22 protein-coding genes are annotated in these 23,224 nt (G+C 50.8%); 14 read left to right on the top strand and 8 right to left on the bottom strand.

Going from position 1 to position 23,224, the window contains the following annotated elements; genetic code table 11:
• Window positions 1–20: 20 nt before the first annotated feature.
• The 4 genes from AC5FXQ_RS20495 to AC5FXQ_RS20480 all read left to right on the top strand — a co-directional run bounded on the left by AC5FXQ_RS20495 (window position 21) and on the right by AC5FXQ_RS20480 (window position 5,021).
• The gene (locus AC5FXQ_RS20495; RefSeq protein ID WP_493604279.1) at window positions 21–1,220 is read left to right on the top strand and encodes a homogentisate 1,2-dioxygenase; all 1,200 of its coding nucleotides are present in this window, start codon (window positions 21–23) and stop codon (window positions 1,218–1,220) included.
• Between the two features lie 139 nt (window positions 1,221–1,359).
• Window positions 1,360–1,887, top strand: coding sequence for a hypothetical protein (locus AC5FXQ_RS20490; RefSeq protein ID WP_493604278.1), 528 nt, complete (start codon window positions 1,360–1,362; stop codon window positions 1,885–1,887).
• A 17-nt stretch (window positions 1,888–1,904) separates the two neighbouring features.
• Window positions 1,905–2,285, top strand: coding sequence for a co-chaperone GroES (locus AC5FXQ_RS20485; RefSeq protein WP_493604277.1), 381 nt, complete (start codon window positions 1,905–1,907; stop codon window positions 2,283–2,285).
• A gap of 207 nt (window positions 2,286–2,492) precedes the next feature.
• Window positions 2,493–5,021, top strand: a complete 2,529-nt coding sequence (locus AC5FXQ_RS20480) for a DUF5916 domain-containing protein (RefSeq protein ID WP_493604276.1) — start codon at window positions 2,493–2,495, stop codon at window positions 5,019–5,021.
• Window positions 5,022–5,099: 78 nt separating this feature from the next.
• Here the strand turns inward: AC5FXQ_RS20480 and AC5FXQ_RS20475 are convergent, their stop codons facing one another.
• The 7 genes from AC5FXQ_RS20475 to AC5FXQ_RS20445 all read right to left on the bottom strand — a co-directional run bounded on the left by AC5FXQ_RS20475 (window position 5,100) and on the right by AC5FXQ_RS20445 (window position 15,618).
• Window positions 5,100–5,714 (bottom strand): hypothetical protein, encoded by a 615-nt coding sequence (locus AC5FXQ_RS20475; protein WP_493604275.1) that lies wholly within the window; start codon window positions 5,712–5,714, stop codon window positions 5,100–5,102.
• 131 nt (window positions 5,715–5,845) lie between these two features.
• Window positions 5,846–7,753 (bottom strand): heparin lyase I family protein, encoded by a 1,908-nt coding sequence (locus AC5FXQ_RS20470; protein ID WP_493604274.1) that lies wholly within the window; start codon window positions 7,751–7,753, stop codon window positions 5,846–5,848.
• 594 nt (window positions 7,754–8,347) lie between these two features.
• Window positions 8,348–12,109, bottom strand: a complete 3,762-nt coding sequence (locus AC5FXQ_RS20465) for a S8 family serine peptidase (RefSeq protein WP_493604273.1) — start codon at window positions 12,107–12,109, stop codon at window positions 8,348–8,350.
• A 202-nt stretch (window positions 12,110–12,311) separates the two neighbouring features.
• The gene (gene hemB / locus AC5FXQ_RS20460) at window positions 12,312–13,286 is read right to left on the bottom strand and encodes a porphobilinogen synthase (RefSeq protein WP_493604272.1); all 975 of its coding nucleotides are present in this window, start codon (window positions 13,284–13,286) and stop codon (window positions 12,312–12,314) included.
• A 247-nt stretch (window positions 13,287–13,533) separates the two neighbouring features.
• Window positions 13,534–13,803: a putative signal transducing protein gene (locus AC5FXQ_RS20455; RefSeq protein ID WP_493604271.1), complete on the bottom strand. Its 270-nt coding sequence runs from the start codon at window positions 13,801–13,803 to the stop codon at window positions 13,534–13,536.
• A gap of 122 nt (window positions 13,804–13,925) precedes the next feature.
• Window positions 13,926–15,167 carry an ornithine--oxo-acid transaminase gene (gene rocD, locus AC5FXQ_RS20450; RefSeq protein ID WP_493604270.1) on the bottom strand — a complete coding sequence of 414 codons (1,242 nt, stop codon included), beginning with the start codon at window positions 15,165–15,167 and terminating at the stop codon, window positions 13,926–13,928.
• Window positions 15,168–15,315: 148 nt separating this feature from the next.
• Window positions 15,316–15,618: a hypothetical protein gene (locus tag AC5FXQ_RS20445; RefSeq protein WP_493604269.1), complete on the bottom strand. Its 303-nt coding sequence runs from the start codon at window positions 15,616–15,618 to the stop codon at window positions 15,316–15,318.
• Between the two features lie 141 nt (window positions 15,619–15,759).
• Between AC5FXQ_RS20445 and AC5FXQ_RS20440 the strand changes: the two genes are divergently transcribed.
• The 10 genes from AC5FXQ_RS20440 (at window position 15,760) to AC5FXQ_RS20395 (ending at window position 22,637) form a co-directional block, all read left to right on the top strand.
• Complete coding sequence (locus AC5FXQ_RS20440; protein WP_493604268.1) at window positions 15,760–15,933, top strand: C1orf53 family protein; 174 nt, start codon at window positions 15,760–15,762, stop codon at window positions 15,931–15,933.
• Between the two features lie 133 nt (window positions 15,934–16,066).
• Window positions 16,067–16,306, top strand: a complete 240-nt coding sequence (gene rpmB / locus AC5FXQ_RS20435) for a 50S ribosomal protein L28 (RefSeq protein WP_493604267.1) — start codon at window positions 16,067–16,069, stop codon at window positions 16,304–16,306.
• Complete coding sequence (locus AC5FXQ_RS20430) at window positions 16,306–17,922, top strand: aminopeptidase P family protein (RefSeq protein ID WP_493604266.1); 1,617 nt, start codon at window positions 16,306–16,308, stop codon at window positions 17,920–17,922. The genes rpmB and AC5FXQ_RS20430 overlap by 1 nt, the downstream gene beginning before the upstream one ends.
• Before the next feature lie 134 nt (window positions 17,923–18,056).
• Entirely contained in the window at window positions 18,057–18,245 is a 189-nt protein-coding gene (rpmG, locus tag AC5FXQ_RS20425; RefSeq protein WP_493604265.1) for a 50S ribosomal protein L33, read from the top strand.
• A gap of 2 nt (window positions 18,246–18,247) precedes the next feature.
• The gene (locus tag AC5FXQ_RS20420) at window positions 18,248–18,400 is read left to right on the top strand and encodes a DUF4295 domain-containing protein (protein WP_253401133.1); all 153 of its coding nucleotides are present in this window, start codon (window positions 18,248–18,250) and stop codon (window positions 18,398–18,400) included.
• A 114-nt stretch (window positions 18,401–18,514) separates the two neighbouring features.
• A complete protein-coding gene (ftsY, locus tag AC5FXQ_RS20415) occupies window positions 18,515–19,474 on the top strand; it encodes a signal recognition particle-docking protein FtsY (protein WP_299984308.1) in 960 nt (319 codons plus the stop codon).
• Window positions 19,475–19,492: 18 nt separating this feature from the next.
• Window positions 19,493–20,008, top strand: coding sequence for a carboxypeptidase regulatory-like domain-containing protein (locus AC5FXQ_RS20410; RefSeq protein WP_493604264.1), 516 nt, complete (start codon window positions 19,493–19,495; stop codon window positions 20,006–20,008).
• A gap of 166 nt (window positions 20,009–20,174) precedes the next feature.
• Entirely contained in the window at window positions 20,175–20,585 is a 411-nt protein-coding gene (locus AC5FXQ_RS20405; protein WP_493604263.1) for a hypothetical protein, read from the top strand.
• A 153-nt stretch (window positions 20,586–20,738) separates the two neighbouring features.
• A complete protein-coding gene (gene rimO, locus AC5FXQ_RS20400) occupies window positions 20,739–22,052 on the top strand; it encodes a 30S ribosomal protein S12 methylthiotransferase RimO (RefSeq protein WP_493604262.1) in 1,314 nt (437 codons plus the stop codon).
• A gap of 189 nt (window positions 22,053–22,241) precedes the next feature.
• The gene (locus AC5FXQ_RS20395) at window positions 22,242–22,637 is read left to right on the top strand and encodes a hypothetical protein (protein WP_493604261.1); all 396 of its coding nucleotides are present in this window, start codon (window positions 22,242–22,244) and stop codon (window positions 22,635–22,637) included.
• Between the two features lies 1 nt (window position 22,638).
• On the opposite strand, the gene AC5FXQ_RS20390 is transcribed toward AC5FXQ_RS20395, so the two are convergent.
• The gene (locus AC5FXQ_RS20390; protein ID WP_040573377.1) at window positions 22,639–23,019 is read right to left on the bottom strand and encodes a PH domain-containing protein; all 381 of its coding nucleotides are present in this window, start codon (window positions 23,017–23,019) and stop codon (window positions 22,639–22,641) included.
• Window positions 23,020–23,224 lie beyond the last annotated feature (205 nt).

The following is a 23,224-nucleotide window of genomic DNA, read 5'->3' as shown; positions in this document are numbered from 1 at the left end:
CCATAACCAAACAGAGAGGAATGGCTTATTATCACAAACTAGGCACTATCCCGCAGAAGCGCCACGTGCAGTTCAGGCAGGAGGACGGCAGTCTGTACGCCGAGCAGCTGGTGGGTACGCTGGGCTTTAGCGGCCTGTCATCGTTGCTGTACCACAAGAATCCGCCGACGCGCATCACCCGCATCGAAGATCCTATACCTTACGCACCCAAAAAGGCCGAAGGTGTAAAGCTGGCACCGCATCACCTGAAGACGCTCGATCAGACCGTTACAGGTTCTGACTACCTGAGCGCCCGTAAAACCATGATGCTCAACAGCGATGTGGCCATCAGCATCTGCAACCCGTCGGAGCGCAAAATGGACTACTACTACAAAAACGGGCAGGCCGACGAGGTGGTGTTTGTGCACGAGGGCAGCGGCGTGCTGCTGTCGCAGATGGGCAAACTGGAGTTCCGTGAGGGTGATTACATCGTGATACCGCGCACCATCATTCACCAGTTCCATTTCAACGACGGCCCGGTGCGCTTGCTGATTACCGAATCATTCAGCCCGATTGAGACACCACGCCGCTATCGTAACCACTTCGGACAGCTGCTGGAGCACGCACCGTTTTGTGAGCGTGACATCCGTGCCCCGCACGAGCTGATCGAATATACAGAGGGTGGTGAGCATTTGGTGCAGATCAAAAAAGACGGCATGCTGCACCAGTACTACTACGACTTCAGTCCGTTTGACGTGGTGGGTTGGGACGGCTACTTCTATCCGTATGCGCTGTCCATCTACGACTTTGAGCCCATAACCGGCCGCATTCACCAGCCACCTCCCGTACACCAGACCTTCGAGGCGCACAACTTCGTGATCTGCTCCTTTGTGCCGCGCCTGTTCGATTACCACCCACTGGCTATACCTGCGCCTTACAACCACTCCAACGTAGACTCCGACGAGGTGCTCTACTACGTGGCCGGCGACTTCATGTCCCGTAAAGGGGTGGACAGAGCCTCCTTTACGGTTCATCCGGGAGGTATACCGCACGGGCCACACCCGGGCACAGTGGAGGCGAGCATCGGCAAGAAAGAAACACACGAGTACGCTGTGATGATCGACACCTTCAAGCCGCTATACCTGACCGAAGAAGCCGTAGGGCTGATGGACAAGAACTACCCAATGAGCTGGCTCGAAAACGGCCCGGGTGGCTCACGTGCTGCGGACATGTTTGATTAAGGGTATACTCTCGATCATTTTTGTTATTTTTGCACTCTGTGCAGGCAATTAAGAAGGGCAGCCCGCAAGGTTGTCCTTCTTTTTAAGCCGTACAGAGGATTAAAATGATCAAAGAGAGGACTTTAAATTTCACCTTTTTATGAAGAGAATACTGTTGGCGGCACTTGTGCTGCTCACGTTTATAGGAACATCCTGCGATAAGGTAGACGATTTGCTCACTTTCTACATCAATCAGGAGGAGGACATCCACATCCGGTCGAATTTCCCGATAGGTATCGTAACGCCGCTGTCGCCTATACCTGTCAAGACGAACTCATCGGAGACTTTCAAGAACAACAAGACACGCGCCGAGCTGGTAAAAGACGTGAGCCTGAACAAACTGACGCTCACAATATCTGATCCCGCTGACGAGAATTTTGACTTTTTGCGCAGCATCGAAATCCACCTGAGCAACGACAAAGGAGAGGAGACAATGATTGCTTACCTGGACGAGGTACCGAAGGGGGTTAAGGCCATTGAGCTGAAATCTACTAATTCGAAGCTGGACAAGTACATTAAAGGAGAAACTTATACCGTCATAACAAAAGCCGCCGTAGCCAAGCCGATCACGCGTGATATTGTGATTAAGGCAGCTATGCGCTTTAAAGTGACCGCAGACCCAATTTAATCATGCATACCATATCCATGAGAATTTCAGAAAGCAACAAACTGGAGAAGATCATCATTGTAGGCGACCGGGTGCTGATCAAGCCGAAGACTTCGCGGGAGCAGACCAAGAGCGGGCTATACCTGCCGCCCGGCGTACAGGAAAAAGAGAAGGTACAGGAAGGCTATGTGATGAAGGTTGGTCCGGGCTACCCAATGCCGGCTGACTATGGATTCGATGAAGAGGTGTTTGGCGACGAGGAACAGGAGCAAGTGCGCTATCTGCCGCTTCAGATAAAAGAGGGTGACCTGGCCATCTACCTGCAGCGCGATGCCATTGAAATCAACTACCTCAACGAGAAATACTTTATCGTGCCGCAGTCAGCAGTGCTGATGCTGGTGCGCGAAGAAGACCTGTAAGCCAGTTTCACTCGTCATACCAGAGCGCCATACCTGAAATCCGGGTATGGCGCTTTTTACTTTCATCCCCCTCCGTCATTAAAAAAACCATGCTTGCCTGCTTCGTTATGGAATTGAGCATTTTGTTGTCGGGAAATAGCAAGTATAGTGGCCTCGGGCACATCTATTCTATACCTTTGTGTAACACACCTTTGCCGCTTAATCTGTATGAAGTACTTTTTACCTAAACCTACCTGGGTACTGGGGTTCGTTATTGTGTTGAATATGCTGTCTCAGCAGGTATGGGGCCAAGAAAAGAAAGCACCTACGCTTTATCAAAAGCATCTGCAGGCTTCCCGTATCTCAGAATCGATCAAGATAGATGGCACGCTTGACGAGGAGGAGTGGCAGCAGGCCGAAATCGCCACTGGCTTCATCCAGAACAAACCAAAGCCCGGACTGAAAGAGGTGCACCCGACACAAGTGCGCGTGCTCTACGACGATATGTCGATCTACATCGGCGCCTACATGCAGGACGTGTCGCAGGACAGCATTTTCAGACAGCTGGGCAAGCGGGACGACCTGGGCAATACGGACTACTTCGGTGTGTTCTTCGATACCTATAATGATCAGATCAACGGTTTCGGGTTCTTTGTAACACCGGCTGGTGTGCAACTCGATGCCCGCTACTCCTCCAACGGAGAGGACTTTACCTGGAATGCCGTGTGGGAGAGCAGCGCCAAAATGTACGACAAAGCCTGGGTGGTTGAGATGCGCATCCCTTACTCGGCTATCCGCTTCAGCAAAAAGCCGGAGCAGCTCTGGGGCCTGAACTTCACGCGACACCGCCAGTCTTCACGTGAGAGCTACTTCTGGAACCACGTAGACCCGGCCATCAGCGGCTTTACCAACCAGTTTGGTAAGCTGAGGGGGCTTAAAAACGTGAAAGCGCCGCTGCGCCTGTCGCTCACGCCCTACGTGTCGGCCTATGCCGAGAAGTACCCGGTGCGAAACGGCGACGGCAGCGTGCGATACGAAGACAATGTTAACTTTAGTGGAGGTATGGACGTGAAATACGGCATCAACGACGCCTTCACGCTCGACATGACGCTTATACCTGATTTCAGCCAGGTGCAGTCCGACAACCAGGTGCTCAACCTGTCGCCTTTCGAGGTTCAGTTCAACGAGTACCGGCCTTTCTTTATGGAGGGCACGGAGCTGTTCAACAAAGGCGGCTTTCTGTACTCGCGACGCATTGGCGGCACACCCATCAATTTTCTGAATGCAAACGCTGAGCGAGAACAAGGCAACATCATCATCGAAAATCCGCGCGAAACCAAGATGCTGAACGGCACCAAAATATCGGGTCGCACGCAGTCAGGCTTAGGTATAGGTTTGTTCAATGCGGTGGTAGGGCGGCAATTCGCCACACTCGAGGATAGCGAGGGCAACCGCTTCCAGAAGGAAACACAGCCGCTCACTAACTATAACATCCTGGTGCTGGACCAGTCGCTCAAAAACAACTCCTACGTGACGCTAGTGAACACGAACGTGCTGCGCGAGGATAGCACCTACGACGCCAACCTGACCGGCATGCTCTTTCGGGTGGCTAACCAGGGAAACCGGTATGCCGTGGAAGGCAGTGCAGCCCTGAGCCAAAAGTACTACCCCGGCGACGCGCAGTTGGGGCACATGTATAGCATCGGTGGGGGCAAGGTGAGCGGTAATTTCCAGTACCGGTTCACCCACTCCATGAAGTCAGATACTTATGACCCGAATGACATGGGCATCAACTTCATCCGCAATACTGTGGACGAGGACCTGAACCTGCGCTACAACATCTACCAGCCCTTCTGGAAGCTGCTCAACATGAACACCCAACTGGGCGCCACCTACAGCCGCCGGTATAAGCCTGATGATTTTCAGAACTTCGTGATCTATGGCCGAGTGAGTGGCACGCTCCGCAATTTCCTGAGCATCGGCACCAACTTTAACCTGGAGCCGGTGAAGACGTACGATTTCTTCGAACCACGGGTAGCGGGCCGTTACTATACCTTCCCAGTGAACCGCAGCATTGGCGGCTGGATTTCGTCGGATTACCGCAAGCGCCTGGCCCTGGATGTTGACTTCAGCTACCGTACATTCGATGAGCACGAGCGCCAGAATTTCGGCTACTCTGTTTCGCCGCGCTTCCGGGTTAACGACAAGCTGATGTTCATTTACCGGTATAGCCGCAACAGCAACCGCGACGACATGGGCTATGCCAATCACTTTACCAGAAACACCGACCTGGGCCGGGAGCACGACATCATCTTTGGCCTGCGTGACGTGAACACGGTAGACAACACCCTCACCAGTTCGTATATCTTCAACAACCGCATGTCGCTGTCATTGCGGGCGCGGCACTACTGGTCCAAGGCTGAGTACAATCGCTTCTTCCAGCTCGGTCCGAAAGGAGAGTTACTGGCCGATAACTACCCGCACGGCGGTTACTTCCCGGACGATGAACTGCCAAATCACAACATCAATTATAATGCCTTCAACATCGACATGATCTACTCATGGTGGTTTGCGCCGGGCAGCGAAATCAGTGTGATGTGGAAGAACGCCATTCTGGAAAGTCAGGGAGAAATTATCCCGCGCTATCACGAGAACTTTACCCGCACCATCACAGGACCCCAGACTAACAGCCTGTCGGTGCGTGTGCTCTACTTTATCGACTACCAGGTGCTAAAGAAACAGTTCTCTAAGTCCTAGGATTGGGATACCCCAAAAAGAAGGCGCGGAGCTACTGCAGTTCCGGGCCTTCTTGCTTTAAGGTATAGCAGGTATAGATCAGTTGATCGGTTGGGTCAGGTCGAAATCAGCCTGAAAGCGGAGCTGGTTGTCGCGCTTGAGGATGTAGCTGAATGTGCGGCCGTCGGGGCTCAGCACCAGGTTCCATTCGTTGGTTGAGGCGGCAGGTATAAGCTGGGCAGTGAAGGCGTCGGCCGGGAAGCGCATGGTGCTGGCATCCTCTGTGTCGAGGGCAATGCCGCCGTACATGGTTACTTCGTCCGGAGTGCCGTCTTCGTGGCGATGGTCATGTTTGAGTTGCAGCCCTTCCTCCATCTGCCGGATTACCCATGTTCTGGATTTATCCTCCCCCACATGAAAAGGGATGCGGATGGTGGTGTCAGAGCAGGCCTGCACGTGCATCGTCAGCTCTTTGCCTGCAAACGGATCTTTGCCATCGGCTGGGAATACAGCCACACCTCTGAAGCTCTTGCCGCACAGCTTGCTCAATTCAGAGAAGAAAGCCTGTTGTGTAGCCGTGACAGGAGATGGTGCAGAGGCAGCCTGCTGCGTTGTGGCCCCAGCATCAGCAGTGGGTGTGTTGCTGGTTTGTGGCTGCTGAGCGCAGGAGGCGAACACGCATGCCACACCTATTGCGAGTAGTAATTTCTTCATAGTCTTTGCTTTGTTTGGCTGAAGATAGGCAATGCATCCGGATAAGCAAAGTTGGTGTGGCTACTGGCAAAAACCTAAGCTGCCTCAATAATCAGAATCATTATTGGAGTAGCCAAGTTTACGATTGAAAATTAATCAGTGATTATGAATTTATGTTTTTTATGGCGCTTCTTTCCTGCCAGACTTATAAAGTAAAGACCACTGGGTAGATTGCCTGTTTCAATTGAGGTGAGGCCGGTAAATCTTTGCTCATAGAGAAGTCGTCCTGTAACATCCGATACTATAGCTACATTTACCGAAACACCGCTCGTTTTTAAAATAACTGTAGAGCCTCTCTTCGCTAGGGTGGGATATACCTCTACCTCGTCTGTTTGCTCAATGCCCGATTGTTGGTCATTGATTTTATAGTTCAGGTTGTCAGTTTTAGTAGTTGTAAGTAGTTTAAGGTTATTGCCTGGAGCGGGTTTGATACTCTCGTAAGTAGATGTGGCATTACCTACTCTGACCTCGTCGACGTACCATACCCGTTTTATAGAATTAGTTGAGGACCCATTATTCCAACTGCTTTTGTAAATACCCATTTTCCATCTGCCAATAGGACCATCAAACATAGTCGGGCCTTGGTAGTCCATCTTGAGTTCGCCATTTATCCAAACCTGCATAATCCCATCAGTTAGATGCTGCTTTAAGTGAATCACAAAATGCACCCACTGGTCATAGATGATGGAACCCATGATGTAATAATGCGTCTTACTTCCATCAGGAGAACGCCTAAGCACTTCAAAGCGACCATTTTCAGTTCGGAATGTCATCATTGGCCGCCCGAAACTGCTTCCCTGATGCCATTGGTTGAAAGCCTCGTCATCGGTGTCGATCAGGTTGTCTTCAGAAGGGAAGTAGCCAACAAATGAGTGCCAGGTTTCCTGCTGTGCCAGGTTCTCAGAGAAGAGTACTTCGGCTCGGGTACCGTTAGAGGCAGGCGGGTCACCTGCTCTCAATTCCCAGCGGCCAACCTTTAGGTCCTGATAGGTCGGGTTGCCTACCACATTGAACCCATAAGTAGTACTGGTTTGAATATTCATACCAGTGAAACCAGTACCGCTTTCAAATCCTTCATAATAGAGGACCTTTGGCTGCTCTAAGGCTGGCTGTTGGATTACATAGCTCTGCCCACTTGTGTAGCCGCCATTGATAACGTTTCCTGCAACATCCATAATATCCGTGCCGCTTTCCTGCAGGTCCAAACGCAAAGTCCCTTCACCGGAAACGGTGCCGACTGTCAGGTCATAAGTATTGCCGGCACTGCCTACGGCTGCGGTTGATGCCACAGACGCGCTCACAGTACCGGAGGTGCTAACTGTAAAATCAGCCGCATCCACACCTGTTACCTTTTCGGTAAAAGTCACCCTAAAGGTTAGGTGAGAGGCACTAGTGCTTTCGGTGGTTGGGTTTTGCCGGTTGATGCTTGTGACTGTAGGAGGGGTCTGATCTGTTGGCGTTGGAACTGCATTGGCTATAAGTTCTAAATCAAAGGCCATGTCCGGTGTGTTTGCCTGCGCCTGGTGAATTTCCACTGCTATCACATTTGTGCCCTTAGAAAAGGCTGAAGGGCTAATGGAGAATGTTTGAGGAACAGTTCCATTATCAGCAGCCTCTTTGGCTAACGTGGTAAAAGATACAGTGCCTGTAGGCATGTTACTCCGGTGCACTTCCTTTCCGTTTACATAGACTACCGCTCCGTCATCTCTTTTCACATTGATAGTAAAGGAAGAGTAAATGGCTGGATCAGCTATGGGAATGCTTTTTCTGAAATAGGTTGTGATATACTTTTTGCTGGGATTAGATCCGAAGCTTACCACAGTCGCGGCATCACTTATACCATAGCCAAATTTTCCATTGGCTGTTTTCCACTTGGTGTCCTTAAAGGCTACAGTGCGCCAGTTAGTATTCTGATTGGTGCCGTTATCAAGATATCGCCAAGAGGAGCCAAATGGAACAAGACTGGTCTGTGCAAACGCGCTGAATGAAATTAACAGCAAGCAGTAAAGAATAGATATGATTTTAAACATTGTCCCTGTGTTAAAGCTTTAGTAACAGTCTATGGGAATAGATCGAAAGCAAGGTGGGGTCAAGTCGTGCTATCGCATGTAGAGCGATTCTTTCTTCTTAATTATGTGGGGTAGTAGGGAGGCTTTAGAAAGAAGAAAGTAATTGAGTATTCGAGAGCTCAAAACGGAGAAAATAGCTCAGATTTTGGCTTGTGCTGTTTATAAATAATACGAGGAATATTATTTATAATCTGTGTTGTGACAGTGTTTAGATTTTTTAATTAGCAAACAGTATCTAATGTTATTCTAACTCCATGATATGGGAGGTGAAAGTAAAAAGCTGTACCCTTTTTATGAAACATATGAAGGCCCCATTTTAAAGTTGCTTTGAAGTGTCTCTATCAGCTGAAGGGTTTGATGAAATTAATCCGATAGCTAAGGAGGAGAAGAGCAATGTAGCCGGAACGATCTAGCTTTAAGTTTCGGATTCATCAGAAGTATAGGTTGTTCTTATTGGCAATTAACTTTTAACATAAAAAGAGCCCTGGCTGTTAAGCCAGGGCTCTTCTGATTGCTCGCTGCTTATTAGCGCTGTAAGACGAGCTTCTGGGTAAAGGCCTGATCACCGAACTTCACGCGGAGCAGGTAAATGCCAGAGGCTCTTGCCGATAAGTCGATGTTCGCTTCATAGAAACCATTGAAGCCAGCCACTTTACGGGTATAGATCAGGTTGCCCAGCATGTCGGTCACGTTCAGGTACAGATCCTCCTGCTGCGCCGTCTCAAACTGCACCTTAAATACGCCGGTACTTGGATTAGGTGAGGCTACCAACTCCTTCTTCAGTTCACGGCCATTAGCCTGATAGGCGAAGGTATAGATTTGCGATCGTGTAGAAACGCAGCCCCTCCACTGTGCCTGCACGCTATAGTCCCCGCTTTCTGTTGGGGTATAGGTCTGCTCAATGGCACCAGGTATAGGCTGGCTGTTCAGGTACCACTGGTTGCCGTCCGCTGCACTTGACTGCAGGCTCAGGCCCTGGCGTGAAATCACCGGCGTCGGGAGTGGAGAGCCATTCTCAACCGGTACAGCTACCCTTGGACTAATACAGCCGAGAGCACGCACCTTCAGGTCATAAAAGTAATAATAATAGCTTAGTGCGCCCGGGTTGGCCGTGGTTCCGGTAATAGTGAACACATTGCTTACGCCAAATGGATAACCCGTTACGCCGGCATTGTTCCGGTAGATGGTGGCCCCATTTGCATGGTCATAGCTTATTGCGATGTTGTAAGTGCCAGCCTCAGGAAGTTCCAGCCCCAGATAGTATACCTGGCCCTGATCATCTGGGTCATCCTCCTGCACGCCCGGGGCAGGGGTGGAGCGGGTAGCCTCTACTGTAAGTGTCCGGCTCGAAACAGGAGAGCCGTCGCTGTTGTAGGCTGTAAAGGTGATTTTGCCGGGGTTACCGATATACAGGCGGGCGCTTTCCAGCAGCATAGGTGCCTTTGCGTCTACAATCACATCCGGCGTAAACTGGTTATACCCACCACCTGTTGCAAATTTCTTGGTCGCTGGCCCAACGGTGGCCGAAAAATCGTTGAGGGAGGCATAGAGCGTGCCGTTGACACTGCTCGTCGCAATGCTGGTTGAGTTGCCCGCAGCGATGGGTGTGCCTCCGCTTGCTGTATTGTACCAAAAGAGGGTGCCGTCGCCAGTGCCGGTCAGGGTATAGCTGGGCTGGTCGCCGCAGCGAGTCGCCACGGCCTGTGCCACGGTGGTGTTGCCACCTACGCCGTAAGTTTTGCTCAAGGTGTTATTCTCTGGTACGGCATCACTGGTGGTGCCTGCCGAAGCAATCAGTTCATAAGTAGCGCCAGCCTCCGTCTGAAAATCGGCTGTCAGCAAGATCTCGTCTGTGGTATAGGATTCTAGGGTTTTGGTGTAAACCGTTGTCATTGTAGCTACTTTGGAACCACTGCGGTATACCTCTAGTGTCACCGGAATATTTTTCTGATTGCTGAGCCCATTGTTGCGGATTGTAACCAGAAACTGCTGATTCGTGCCGGCGCAGAGCGATGAACCCACCGGCATTACCTGCTCCAGGGCAACATCTGTGGAAGGCTTTGTGATCTGAATGATATAGTCCTGCGTTTCGCCGCGGGTGTAAGTGCCACAAGAGCTTACACCTGCCGGAGTGGAGGTTTCAACCAGCACGACGCGCAGTCGGGTCATGAAGCCAGGCTGTAGAAACGAGGGAGCCGAAATGCTGGCATTGAACACCCCAACGCCGTTGATAACACCAGAAGCAGCAGCTTCCTCACCCTGATCTTCGAAGCTGCCATTGCCGTTCCAGTCTACGTATACCTTGACAGCCTTGCTGGCGTTGGCGCCGCAGGTGCCCAGCTCAAACGACACCGTTTTAGTTTGCCCCGGCTCAAAGGATAGCAGCATTTCTTCCTGCAGACGGTAAGTGGCGCATCCTTCGAAAGAAGTTGTAATGCCGTCAAAAACAATTTTGCTGATGCGTGAACCTGCCTCTGAAGTGGGAGCACTTGCACAGTAGGCTGTACCACCCATGCCGCTCACCAGCAGGGAATACTCCTGAGGCCCTTTCTGAAGCGTGCGCTTGTGCGATACGGTAATGGTGTAGGTCTCGCCAGGTATAGCGTTAGGTATAAGCACCTGCTCTACATTGTCTACCACGTTGTCGCCCCGGGTGGCGGGCAGTTCGGGAGTATTTGGGTTTAATACCCAGGGCATGACCGTATTGCCGCGGTGCGTGACACGTATGTCCAGGTCATTAATCAGGCGCGGACTGCGGTTGTTGAGGGCGCTGTACATGGAGTGGGCAGCGCCTTCCGGGTCGGTCCAGGAAATAGTGGCTACCAGTGGACCCGCGCCGGATGCCACTACCTCAAGCGTATAGGATTTGCCTTGTTCCAGATTGCGCTCCTGTATCAGGTGTGTGCCTTGGGTGTTGCTGATCATAGTGGCGGCGCGACTGGCATTCAGAAGTCCCCAGCCATGCATGTAGTCAGGCCCAGGAGCGTCGCCGGCCTCGTCAGCTGTATGAATGGCCAAACCTTTGAGCGTAGCGGCACGCATGAACTGCCCGTTTTGCAGGTTGGCATAGTGCTCCTGCAGCAGCAGCAGGGAACCCGAAATGTTGGGGGCTGCCATAGAGGTGCCGCTCAGAGCTTTGTAAGACTTATCGCTGGCACTGGTTGTGGAAAGAATTCTTTCTCCGCCACCTACCAAGTCAGGCTTAATACGGCCATCATCAGTAGGGCCAAAGCTGCTGAAGTTGGTGATCTTGACATCGGAGGGCTGGTTGTAGCCGTTGGGAAGGCTGTTTACGGCACCCACTGTCAGTATATTCTTGGCAGTGCCGTAGGTGGCTATGCCATCATAGCTGTTGTTGCTGCTGATGCTTTCCGGGCGTTGTGCGACTAGCGTAAAATTACCGTTGGAGTTGCGCTGCATGTAAGGCTTGCCCACAGCAGGACCTGGTTCCTGCCGGTTGTTTCCGCCTGACTTCACGATCAGAAAATAGGGTGCATTGTAGGCGATGCGGTCCCAGCTGACAGAAGTTTCGTCGTAGTAGCCGAACTTGTAGTCCTCTGTTTCGCTTACCTGAGGTGTGCCCCACCACTCCCAATACGGGTCCTCGTCGGTGCCTTTGCGCTCACTGTTATAGCGCCAGCCGGCTATGGTGCCATAGGAGTGGTTCGAAACCAGCATTTTGGCTTGCGCAGCCTCGGCCATTTCGGAGGCACTGTTATTAAAGTCGTAAGCGTGTAGCTTTTTCACCCCGTGCGCCATGCCTTTGGCCATCAGGCTCTGTCCGCTGGCAATGAGGGTGCCGGCCACGTGGGTGGCATGGTCATTTAGTTTCGAAGGCTTGTCTTTCTGCTCTACCCGGCCTCGCAGCTCCACATGTGACTCGCGTACCAGGCCACCGTCCCAGACCCCCATTTTGTCCGTTACGCTGTTGCTTGCCCCACTCAGGTTAAGCCCCAACTTGCCGCCTGCCCAGAGCTGGTTTGTGCGGGTTGTGATAGCGGCGTTGTTGTTATAGGTGATGTAGTAAACCGGCATGCCCAGTTCATCGAGCCCCTGCAGTGATATGTACGTACCATCCTGATAGGTCTTCTCGATCTCCCAGCCATTCTGTTTGGCAAGCGCAATAGCTTCGGCACGCTTTGTACGGTAATTTTTGTCTTCAGCTGCCGCAATGCGGCCCAGTTCCTGCACATTAGCGCGCACAGGCACCGAGCCATTCTGTTGCGCGAAGCTAACAGAAGTCGTTGCGAGTGCCGCAGCCATCAGCCAAAGGCTCAATCCTCTCATAAAGTAGTAGTAGGTAGAAGTTTAGAACCACCAATATAACTAAAAGTGCGCGAACGCCAAACTGGTTCAGTGTGAATACTTTATTTGGTTAAACATTGGTTTTAAGAGGTGCCAGGTTCTGCGTTAATGCTGACCTGCTTTCAAAACAAAGCGCCCTGAGCTTTGAACCCAGGGCGCTTGTATTGTCGTGGATCAGACTTAGTTATTTTTGGAGGTACTTTGCAAAATCCTTGGCAAAGTATGACAGGGTAATATCCGCCCCGGCTCGCTTGATGCTCAACAAACTCTCCAGCATGGCTTTCTCTCCGTCGATCCAGCCTTTGAGGCCGGCGGCTTTCACCATGGCGTACTCTCCGCTCACATTGTAGGCGGCTATCGGCAGGTGCGAGTTGTCGCGCAGCAGCTTGATGATGTCCAGGTATGCCAGAGCAGGTTTTACCATCAGGTAATCGGCTCCTTCTTCAGTGTCCAGCGCCGCTTCAATCAGAGCTTCGCGGCTGTTAGCCGGGTTCATCTGGTAGGTTTTCTTGTCGCCCATTTTTGGGGCGGAGTCCAGGGCGTCGCGGAACGGGCCGTAGAAGGCACTCGCATACTTTGCGGTATAGCTCATGATGCCCACTTTGTGGAAACCGTTCTCGTCTAGTACGCGTCGGATGTGGCCTACACGACCGTCCATCATGTCTGAAGGGCCCACAATGTCGGCGCCGGCCTGTGCCTGCGTGAGCGCCATGTTGCCTAATACCTCCAGCGTCTCGTCGTTTACGATCTCACCGTTTATCACAATGCCGTCGTGGCCGTCAGAGCTGTAAGGGTCCATGGCGACATCGGTCATCAGCACCACGTCCGGGAAGTTTTTTTTGATTTCGCGGATGGCCCTCGGGAACAGGCCCTCTGGGTTCGCACTCTCCCTGGCGTACTTGTCTTTCAGATTTTCGGGGATGCTCGGGAAAGGGGCGAAGGCTTTGATGCCCAGGTCTACGCATGACGCCACCTCGTCGAGCAGCGTATCGATAGAGTAACGGTTGATGCCCGGCATGGAAGCTACTTCTACCTTCTGGTTTTGGCCTTCAATAATAAAAAGCGGGAAAATGAAGTCGTTCAGCTCCAGTGCTGTTTCCTGCACCATGCTGCGGATGACCTCGTTATAACGATTTCGTCTTGGTCTTTTCGTAATCATAGTATAGCGATTGCTCTAAAATGCTTCAACATAAGTATACGGCAAAGGTACGGCTTATGCGTGGCAATGCGAAAGTATGGCCTAGAAATTGGGGCGCGTTGTAGCTGGAAAACGAGAGTCGCGTAATTAGTTCGCGATATAAGAAAGTGCCTCGCCCATACTTTTGCCAAAACTATAAATGGCAAATGCTAAAGCTACGAGCAGAAGCGCTTTCAGGGGCCAGTTTGATCTTTTCATGCTGTTGAGTTCAGTCGTTGTTATCCGCCTCAGTGTCAAAATCTGCCTCACTAAATCCCTCCAAAATCCTTTTTGCCTCTTCTTCATCATGTCCCGAAATAATGAGCCGCACCGGATTAAAGCCGCCGGAAGCTACTTGAAAAGGGGCAATGCTGCCCATGTGCTCGTTCTGCATGAACACGTAAATGCCGTGGTTCTCGAGCATGTTTTTGATGACGGCTGCCCGATGAAAGTCGCCGGAGAATATCAGTACTGGTTTGGTGTCGTCTGATTGGGTCATGTTTTCAAAGCTGTTACTACTCTAAAGCTACCGAATTTCAAGCAGATGCGCATAGTTGATGAAAATAAAAAAAGGCGAAGCTATAGCAGCTTCGCCTTTCATATGTTTCAGGTATACCTGGCTTAGAAGTTCATGACCACCTTCTCAATGATGTCGCAGCATTCGTGCAGCTGCTCTTCTGTCATCACCAAAGGAGGTGCGAATCGGATGATGTCGCCATGGGTAGGCTTGGCTAGCAAGCCATTTTCTTTCAATTCCACGCATACATCCCAAGCTGTGCGACTGTCAGCTGCTGGCTCAATCACAATGGCGTTCAGCAAGCCGCGGCCACGTACAGTGGTTACTACCTCAGGACGCTTTGCCTTCAGTTGGTTCATGCGGTCCCGGAATACTTCACCCAGTCTGTAGGCATTGTCTACCAGGTTTTCTTCTTTTATCACCTCCAAAGCGGCAATCGCCACCGCGGCAGCCATTGGGTTACCGCCGAAAGTAGAGCCGTGCTCGCCCGGCTGGATGCATAGCATGATGTCGTCGTCAGCTAACACACACGAAACAGGCAGTACACCACCCGAAAGGGCCTTACCAAGGATCAGGATATCGGCCTTTACATTGTCGTAGTAGCTGGCAAGCATCTTGCCCGTGCGGGCTATACCTGTCTGGATCTCATCTGCCATCAGCAGCACATTGTACTCTTTGCAGAGCGCATGCGCCTTAGCCATATAGCCGTCCTGTGGCACGACCACGCCTGCTTCACCCTGTATGGGCTCCACCAGGAATCCGCACACGTTAGGATTCTCTTTCAGGGCTGCTTCCAGCGCCTCCAGATCGTTGTAAGGGATCACTTTGAAGCCTGGCATGTACGGACCAAAACCCTTGGTGGAATCCGGGTCGGTAGAGAAGGAGATGATGCCTGTGGTACGGCCGTGGAAGTTACGCTCTACTACAATAATCTCAGCACTGTTAGGCGCAATACCTTTTTTGAGGTACGCCCACTTACGGGCCAGTTTGATGGCCGTTTCTACAGCCTCAGCACCAGAGTTCATGTAAAGCGACTTGTCGTAGCCAAACAGCTCACAAATATACTTCTCGGCCAAACCTAGCTTGTCGTTGTAGAAAGCGCGGGAAGTAAGTGTGAGTTGCTTTGCCTGCTCGATCAGGGCGTTGATGATGTGCGGGTGGCAATGGCCCTGGTTCACGGCGCTGTAGGCCGACAGGAAGTCATAATAGCGTTTGCCCTCCACGTCCCACAGGTATACGCCCTCGCCCTTGTTCAGCACCACCGGCAGCGGGTGGTAGTTGTGGGCGCCGTATTTTTCTTCGGTTTCGATAGCCTGCTGGCTGGAGGTGATGGATAGCGTGCTCATAGTTTATAGATTAAAAGCTGTTGTCCGAAACAAAGGGCAGAGCTGCGCCATAGGCTGTAGCTCCGGACCTATATTTACCGGGATTCTGGTTATAGGTTGTAAATATAGCAAAAACAGCCTGAATTATACCTTTAGCCGGAAAAGGCGCCTATTGGGACTGCCGGCACTGCCTGAAAACAGAGCGAAACTCCTCGGCATCGTACTCGGCATAAGTATCTGTCATGATACCGAGCAGGTTGTTGTCAGTCCGGAAGCCATACACCTCTTGCTGTCCGCTTTGCGAGGTGGAAGAGGGTACGGTATGCCGCTCCAGCAAGGTGAGCTGATTGGGGGAAATTTCGCAGCTCTGCTCGGAGCAGTACACCCGCTGGTGCTGAATGCTGAAGGTGTTGACAAATCCCCGGGCGCGCATAGCACTTACGGCTTCATATAGGTTCTGGAAATGGGTCATAGACTCAGGGCTTAGGGTTATTATTGGATCGTGGCTATCTCTACTAAAACGAATCACCTTAGAGGTATAGGGTGCAGGAGAGGGGCTTTTTGGTAAATGGCCCTGAATTGCCGATATTTGTTGCTTTATAAAGAGTATAGCGTGAGCGATCTGAAAGAAGGCGAAGATTTTTACTTTGAGCGGGGGCTGATGGTGTTGACGGCCAAGTACCTGCTCAAGCGTGGCTATTGCTGCAAGAATGCCTGCCGCAACTGCCCCTACGGCTTTACCAAAAAGAAGCGGGAGGAGGCACAGAACAAGGATAAGCAAGCTTAAAGCATACATTTAAAAGTTGCTTTAGGCTGTAACAGAACAGGTTTTGTTAAAAATATCTGCTATGCCTTTGAATTTCTGTATCTTTTTACAGATATTTGCACCCCTATTGAAATAATTTAGAAGAAAATACAAGATGGCACGAGTTTGCGATTTAACCGGAAAGAGAGTACGAGTAGGAAATAACGTTTCTCACGCTAACAATAAGACAAAGCGTAAGTTCTATCCGAACCTTCAGAAGAAGCGTTTCTACATCCCTGAGGAAGATGCTTGGGTAACCCTTAAAGTTTCTACTTCAGCATTGAGAACTATCAACAAGAACGGCATCTCTGCAGTACTGAAGAAGGCTGTTGAGCAAGGCTACATTATGTACTAATGGCAGCCTTCCGGCTGTGTGCACTGTTATGCTGGCTGTCTTTAACGGCAGTAGCGCAACCGCATGCAAGCTCGGGAAAGCCATCTGATACTTTAGATAAAGAGTTTCACCGGCAACGGAGAGAGGTGCTGCGGCAACAGCTGCCCCCTCGCTCCGTTGCCGTTCTTTTTGCCAGTCCGGTGCGCAACCGTGCCAACGACGTGGATTACTACTACCATCCTGACCCGGACTTCTACTACCTGACAGGGTATAAGGAGCCGAACGCGGTGCTGCTGCTCTTTCAGAGTCCGCAGAACGTGAACGGCAAGCAAGTGCAGGAACTGCTGTTTGTGCAGCCCAACGACGAAATGCAGGAACTCTGGAATGGTGGCAGGCTAGGTGTGCAGGGAGCAGAGAAGGAGCTAGGTATAGCGACGTTAGCTAATACTGACTTCGCCAGTTTTAAGCTCGACACGGCCAATCTACAGCAGATCCTGATCAAAGGTTTGCCGCACGACGTGCGCGATGATGCTGCAGACGAAGCGGATCTGTTTAGTCTGCTGAGTCAATTCAAAACGAAGGTGAAATACCCGGCCAACTTCGGCGCGACACGCAGCATGCTCTATGGTATTGTGCGGGAGCATGGGCTGGCGCAGGCGGAAGGGGTAGTGGCGTACATACAAGAAGCCATGCAGCAGGAGCCGGAGCTGAAAGATGACCGGGCACTGCAGGGTTACCTGCAAGCCAAAGACATGCGCTCTCGCACCAAGGCGGTCGCTGCTATACCTAAGCAGAAGCTCGATGCTTTCACACTCGACCAGGTGCTGGGCGCCATGCGTGAAGTGAAAAACGAGGAGGAGATCAATTTACTTCGTAAAGCGGCGAGTATGTCAGCAGTGGGGCAGATCGAAGTAATGAAGGCCATGAAGCCTGGCATGTCCGAAATGGAGGTGCAGGGTATACATGAGTTTGTGTTCAAGAAATACGGTGCGCAGCATGTGGGCTACCCCAGCATAGTAGGGGCAGGCAACAACGGCTGTGTGCTGCACTATACCTCGAGTGCGAAGCCGGCTATACCTGGCAGTGAGCTGGTGCTGATGGATGTGGGTGCCGAGTACCTGGGCTATACAGCCGACGTGACGCGCACTATACCTGCCAATGGCAAATTCAGTAAAGAGCAACGTGCTATTTACGAGCTGGTGCTCAGGGCGCAGGAGGCAGGCTTTCAGCAGTGCAAGGTGGGCAACGCTTTTAACGCACCGCATCAGGCCGCCGAAGCCGTGATAGCAGACGGGCTTTTTAAAATGGGTATCATCAAAAAACGTGACGAAGTGCAGCGCTATTTCCCGCATGGCACCTCCCACTACCTTGGCCTCGACGTGCACGACCGCGGCAGCTACGGACCTTTCCAGGCAAACACGGTAATTACGGTAGAGCCAGGTATTTACATTCCGGAAGGCAGCCCCTGTGATAAAAAGTGGTGGGGCATTGGCGTTCGTATAGAAGACGATATCCTGATCACCGAAAAAGGCTGGGAAAACCTGTCAAAACTGGCGCCACGCACGGTAGAGGAAGTAGAGAAGACAATGGCCCAACCGAGCGCACTGGATGGTTTTAAGCTGCCAAAGCTGGATTAGGGGCGTTGCAAGGGAGGTATGACATTGGTCTGAGGCAGCACCTAAAAAGCTTCTTCAGAAAAATTTATACTTTGTTTGTAATTAGAGATTTAAGCTTGTATATTTGCAGTCCTAAATAAAAATTTACTGTTGAGATGGCTAAAAAAGCAAAAGGTAATAGAATCCAGGTAATTATGGAGTGCACAGAGCATAAAGCGACTGGCATGCCTGGAACTTCAAGGTACATCACTACCAAAAACAGAAAGAATACTGCTGAGCGTCTAGAGCTTAGGAAGTATAACCCTGTGTTGAAAAAAGTAACTGTACATAAAGAAATTAAATAACCATGGCTAAGAAGGTAGTTGCAACCCTAAAAACCGCTACAGGTAAAGATTGGGCGAAAGTGATCAAAGCCGTTAAGTCTCCAAAAACTGGTGCTTACAGCTTTAAAGAAGAGATGGTGCCTGTTGACAAAGTACAGGAGTTCATTAAGAAGTAATTAAGCCTACTCTACTTATACATAGATAGAATACATGAAAAAGTCCCTTTGCTGGGACTTTTTTAGTATATTACCGTATCACACCGAGATAGTCTCACCCTACAAAACACGCAAATGGGAATTTTTGACTTTTTCAGCAAAGAGCAGAAGAAAGAATCGCTCGATAAAGGTCTTGAGAAAACCAAAACCAGCTTTTTCGGGCAATTGAGCAAAGCAGTCGTTGGCAAGTCCACTGTAGACGTGGAGGTGCTCGACGAACTGGAGGAAATTCTGGTGCATGCGGACGTAGGAGTAGAGACGACGGTAAAAATCATCGACCGCATCGAGAAACGTGTGGCCCGCGATAAGTACGTGAGCACCAGTGAGCTTGACAGGATCCTGCGTGAGGAGATTGCTGCATTGCTTGAGGAGAACCGTGCCGGCGACGGCGCCAACTTCGACTTGCCAGCAGGTATAAAGCCATACGTGATCATGGTAGTAGGTGTGAACGGCGTGGGTAAAACCACCACCATCGGCAAACTGGCGTCGCAGTTTCATAAAGCCGGCAAGAAAGTCGTGCTGGGTGCCGCCGATACCTTCCGTGCCGCTGCCGTTGATCAGCTGATTATCTGGGGTGAGCGTGTAGGCGTGCCGGTTATTTCGCATGGCATGAACACCGACCCAGCCTCTGTGGCCTATGATGCTGTAAAAAAAGGCGTGGACATAGGCGCTGATGTCGTGATCATCGATACGGCGGGCCGACTGCACAACAAAGTGGGTCTGATGAACGAACTTTCGAAGATCAAGCGCGTGATGCAGAAGATCACGGCAGACACCCCGCACGAGGTATTGCTGGTGCTCGACGGTAGTACAGGCCAAAACGCCCTGATTCAGGCGCGTGAGTTCACCAAAGCTACTGACGTAACGGCACTGGCTATTACCAAGCTGGATGGTACGGCCAAGGGCGGTGTGGTGATCGGTATTTCTGATGAGTTTAAGATCCCGGTGAAATACATCGGGGTGGGCGAGAAGATTGAAGACCTGCAGTTGTTCGACAAGAACCAGTTCGTGGAGTCATTCTTCTCCCGCAAATAGATTTTTGCTATTGCCTGTATGGGAAAATTGCTGCTGATAGGGCTGTCGCTGTTGCTGACTGTTTGTAACGGTACCCAGGGTACGACGGGGCAGGATGGCGAAGCACAGGATATGCAGCAGGAATCTAAAACGCAGGCAGGGCAGCAGATGCACATAAAACAAGGTATACAGGGGCAGATTCTCTGGGAGGCAGGCAACCAAATGCCCTCCCCGGACGCCCCGCCCAGCAGCGGCCGACGTGGCGTGGAGCGCACCGTATACATCTATGAGCTGACGAACAGCTCGCAAACCACATCCCAGGACGGTGTTTTTCACACCACCATTCAAACCAAACTGATCACACAGGTCAAAACAGACGATAACGGACACTTTTCGGTTAGTCTGAAGCCCGGCAGGTATAGCCTTTTCACCAAAGAAGAGCAGGGCCTGTACGCCAACCTTTTTGACGGAGACATGAACATCTTTCCGGTGGAGGTGAAAGAAGGCGAAGTAACGACTGTGGAGTTTCTGGTTAACTATAACGCATTTTATTAAGCTATTCTGCAGTTATTGATCACTTTGCAATACATTTGCAAAAGGATTGTCCTTTAAGAACCTCTGTCGTTGTCCGTAAAGACTAAATAGTTGGTAACGCTCATCTTGCAACAGCTATAAACAACCTTACCTAAAAAAGATTTACTCTTAAGCGGAGGTACCCTTTATGGCTGAAAGTGAGGATAAGATGATGGCGATGGTGTATGAGGAAAACTCCGGGATCTTAAGTGTGAAATGGTCAGATGAACTAAGTGTAGAATCAGGCCAGTTTCAAGAGACGATGGTCTCTTTGTTTAGCACAATCATAGAGAAGAACGTCACTAACCTGATCGTGGACTCCGGAACCCCGGCCGGTGGCGTGCTCACCGATGAAGTCATTTTCCGCTTCATTCAACACATCCCCAATACCCCTTTGCGGAATATTGCCATTTTGGAGTCGACGGACTACCTGTGGGACTACAACCTGTTGCAGGTAATCAAACTGCTCATCAGCAATTACGACTTGCCTATTGCAGTTGAACTGATGAAGGGAAGCGCAGCAGCAGGCAAATGGTTCGCTTCGAAAGAAGCTAATTAACAGCCAGCGCAAACAAAACCAGCCTCACCGTTGCTGGTTGTTCTTTTATTCCCCAAACATGTTGTACTTTTGCAGTTCATTTGCCCAATCGAACTAATGCGCAGCCGCAATGGTTTTGAATAATTGGGAATTATCGCGCTAATACATAGATAAGTGAAAGTAAGAAGTTTAAAGAAAGACAAGGTAAACGTGATCACGCTGGGTTGCTCTAAAAACCTGGTGGATTCGGAAGTGCTGATGGGGCAACTGCGTGCCAACGAATTTGACGTGGCGCATGAGTCTGAAAAAGACGATTCAAATATCATCATCGTGAACACCTGCGGCTTTATCGATAACGCCAAGCAGGAGTCCATCGATACCATTTTGCGCTACGCCGAGGCCAAAGAAGCGGGTCAGATCGATAAGCTATACGTAACCGGCTGTTTGTCGCAGCGCTACAAAGACTCGCTGGAGCAGGAGATTCCGCAGGTCGACGCCTACTTTGGTACGCTGGAAATGCCGCAGCTACTCAAAAAGCTGGAGGCGGACTACAAGCATGAGCTGATTGGTGAGCGACTCATTACTACGCCTTCGCACTTTGCTTACTTTAAAATTGCCGAAGGATGCAACCGCCCTTGCTCTTTCTGTGCTATACCTCTGATGCGTGGCAAACACGTGGATCGCCCGATCGAAGACCTTGTAAAAGAGGCGAAGCGATTGGCTAGCATGGGTACGAAAGAATTGGTGCTGATTGCGCAGGACCTGACTTACTACGGCTTGCAGCACTACGGCGAGCGTAAGCTGGCTGACCTGCTCCGTAACCTGTCGGATGTAGAGGGTATAGACTGGATCCGTATGCAGTACGCTTACCCGTCGCAGTTCCCTATGGAGGTGTTCGACGTGATGAACGAGCGCGACAACATCTGCAAGTACCTTGATATGCCGTTGCAGCATATTTCCGACAACATGCTCAAGTCCATGCGCCGTGGCATCAGCAAGCGCCGCACGATTGAGCTGGTGGACCAGATCCGTCAGCGTGTGCCGGACATTGCCCTGCGTACTACCCTAATTGCCGGCCACCCGGGCGAGACTGATCAGGATTTCCAGGAGCTGTACGACTGGGTGGAGGAAACCCGCTTTGAGCGTCTGGGTATCTTTACTTATTCGCATGAAGAAAACACCCACTCCCATACCTTGGAAGACAACGTGCCGGACGAGGTGAAGCAGGAGCGTGCAGACGCCATCATGGAGTTGCAGCAGGGAATCTCTGTTGAATTGAACGAAGAGAAAATAGGCAAGACCTACAAGGTGCTGTTCGATCGCAAAGAGAGTGGCTACTTCGTGGGACGTACCCAGTACGACTCGCCGGAGGTAGACAACGAAGTGCTTGTGCCAGCTGAAAGCCAGTATGTGCGCCTTGGTGATTTCGCTAACGTGAAGATCACCGATGCTTCGGATTTCGACCTATACGGGGAGGTAGTGCTTTAAATTATTTGAGAGATCAGAGTTAAGTTCATAACTCAGGTTTAGACCAATATCAAAGGAAATTCCTTGGGTGCTACGGCAAACAAGGGGTTTCCTTTTTTGATTATAATCTGGAATTACGTAATATGGTGTTTCGAACCAACGTATAGTACAAGCACAGGCTTTCCCCTGTCAAAGCCTATCTCACCCTATATGCGGCACATTAAGCTACTCACCACCGACTCCCTCACACTCGAATACAATGCTGTAGAAGATTACATTACAGCTACCTGGCATGGTGCCTTCACCAGCGAGGTGATTAAGCAAGGGTATGAGCAGATCCTGTTTTTCCTGCAGAAAGAGCGCTGCCACAAACTACTCGACAACCATTACGATGTGCAGGGGCTGTGGGTAGATCTAACGGATTGGCTGGCATACGACTGGCATCAGCGGGCGGAGGAAGCAGGGCTGCAATACCATGCCGCCGTTTACTCACAGGACTACTTCAGTCGGCTTTCCACCGACAGAGCCATTAATATGGTGCGCAAGGGCATTGCCAAAGGCTTTGAAACAGCAGAAAACGCTGAGGGCTGGCTCAACTCACTCTAGCTTATTTCAGCACATACCTGCTTAGCACCTTGTAGGCCTCATTCACGTTGTCGCCTTTGCGGAACTCCTGCTTGATGGTGGGCGATGCTTCACCTGTCAGCCAGATCTTGAGCTCGGCGTCGAAGTCGAGCATGCCGGCGCTCTCTTTCGAGAACATCTTGATGCTGGCATAAGGCACGCTCTGGTATTCAATTTTAGAGCCCGTTATACCCTGCTTGTTCACCACGATCAGCCGCTTGTTTGTGAACACCAGCATGTCGCGGATCAGGCGGAAAGCCTTTTCAATTTGCTCGTCGTCGAGCAGGATCGGCTGAAATTCCTTCGTGAGTTTTTCGACAGGCACTGCCGATGCATGCCCCATCAATCCATTTAATAGTCCCATATCATACGATTTTTAGCTAGGTATACGGGCTTTATACCTTTAGTTTATCTACTAAAGCCCTCGTAATAAAAGCTTTCGGAGCGAGGGCAGTGGGTATCTAAATTCAGATTCCGTCCGCCTATACCTGTTTTCTATCGTATCAGCTATATATAAAAACTAAAAAACGCGTACTTTGTGGCGCAACACTGGCGCAGGTCCCTGCCTA

The sequence above is a fragment of the Pontibacter sp. LHS1 genome, assembly GCF_058932855.1.
This window is presented reverse-complemented; position numbering and strand designations above follow the sequence as displayed.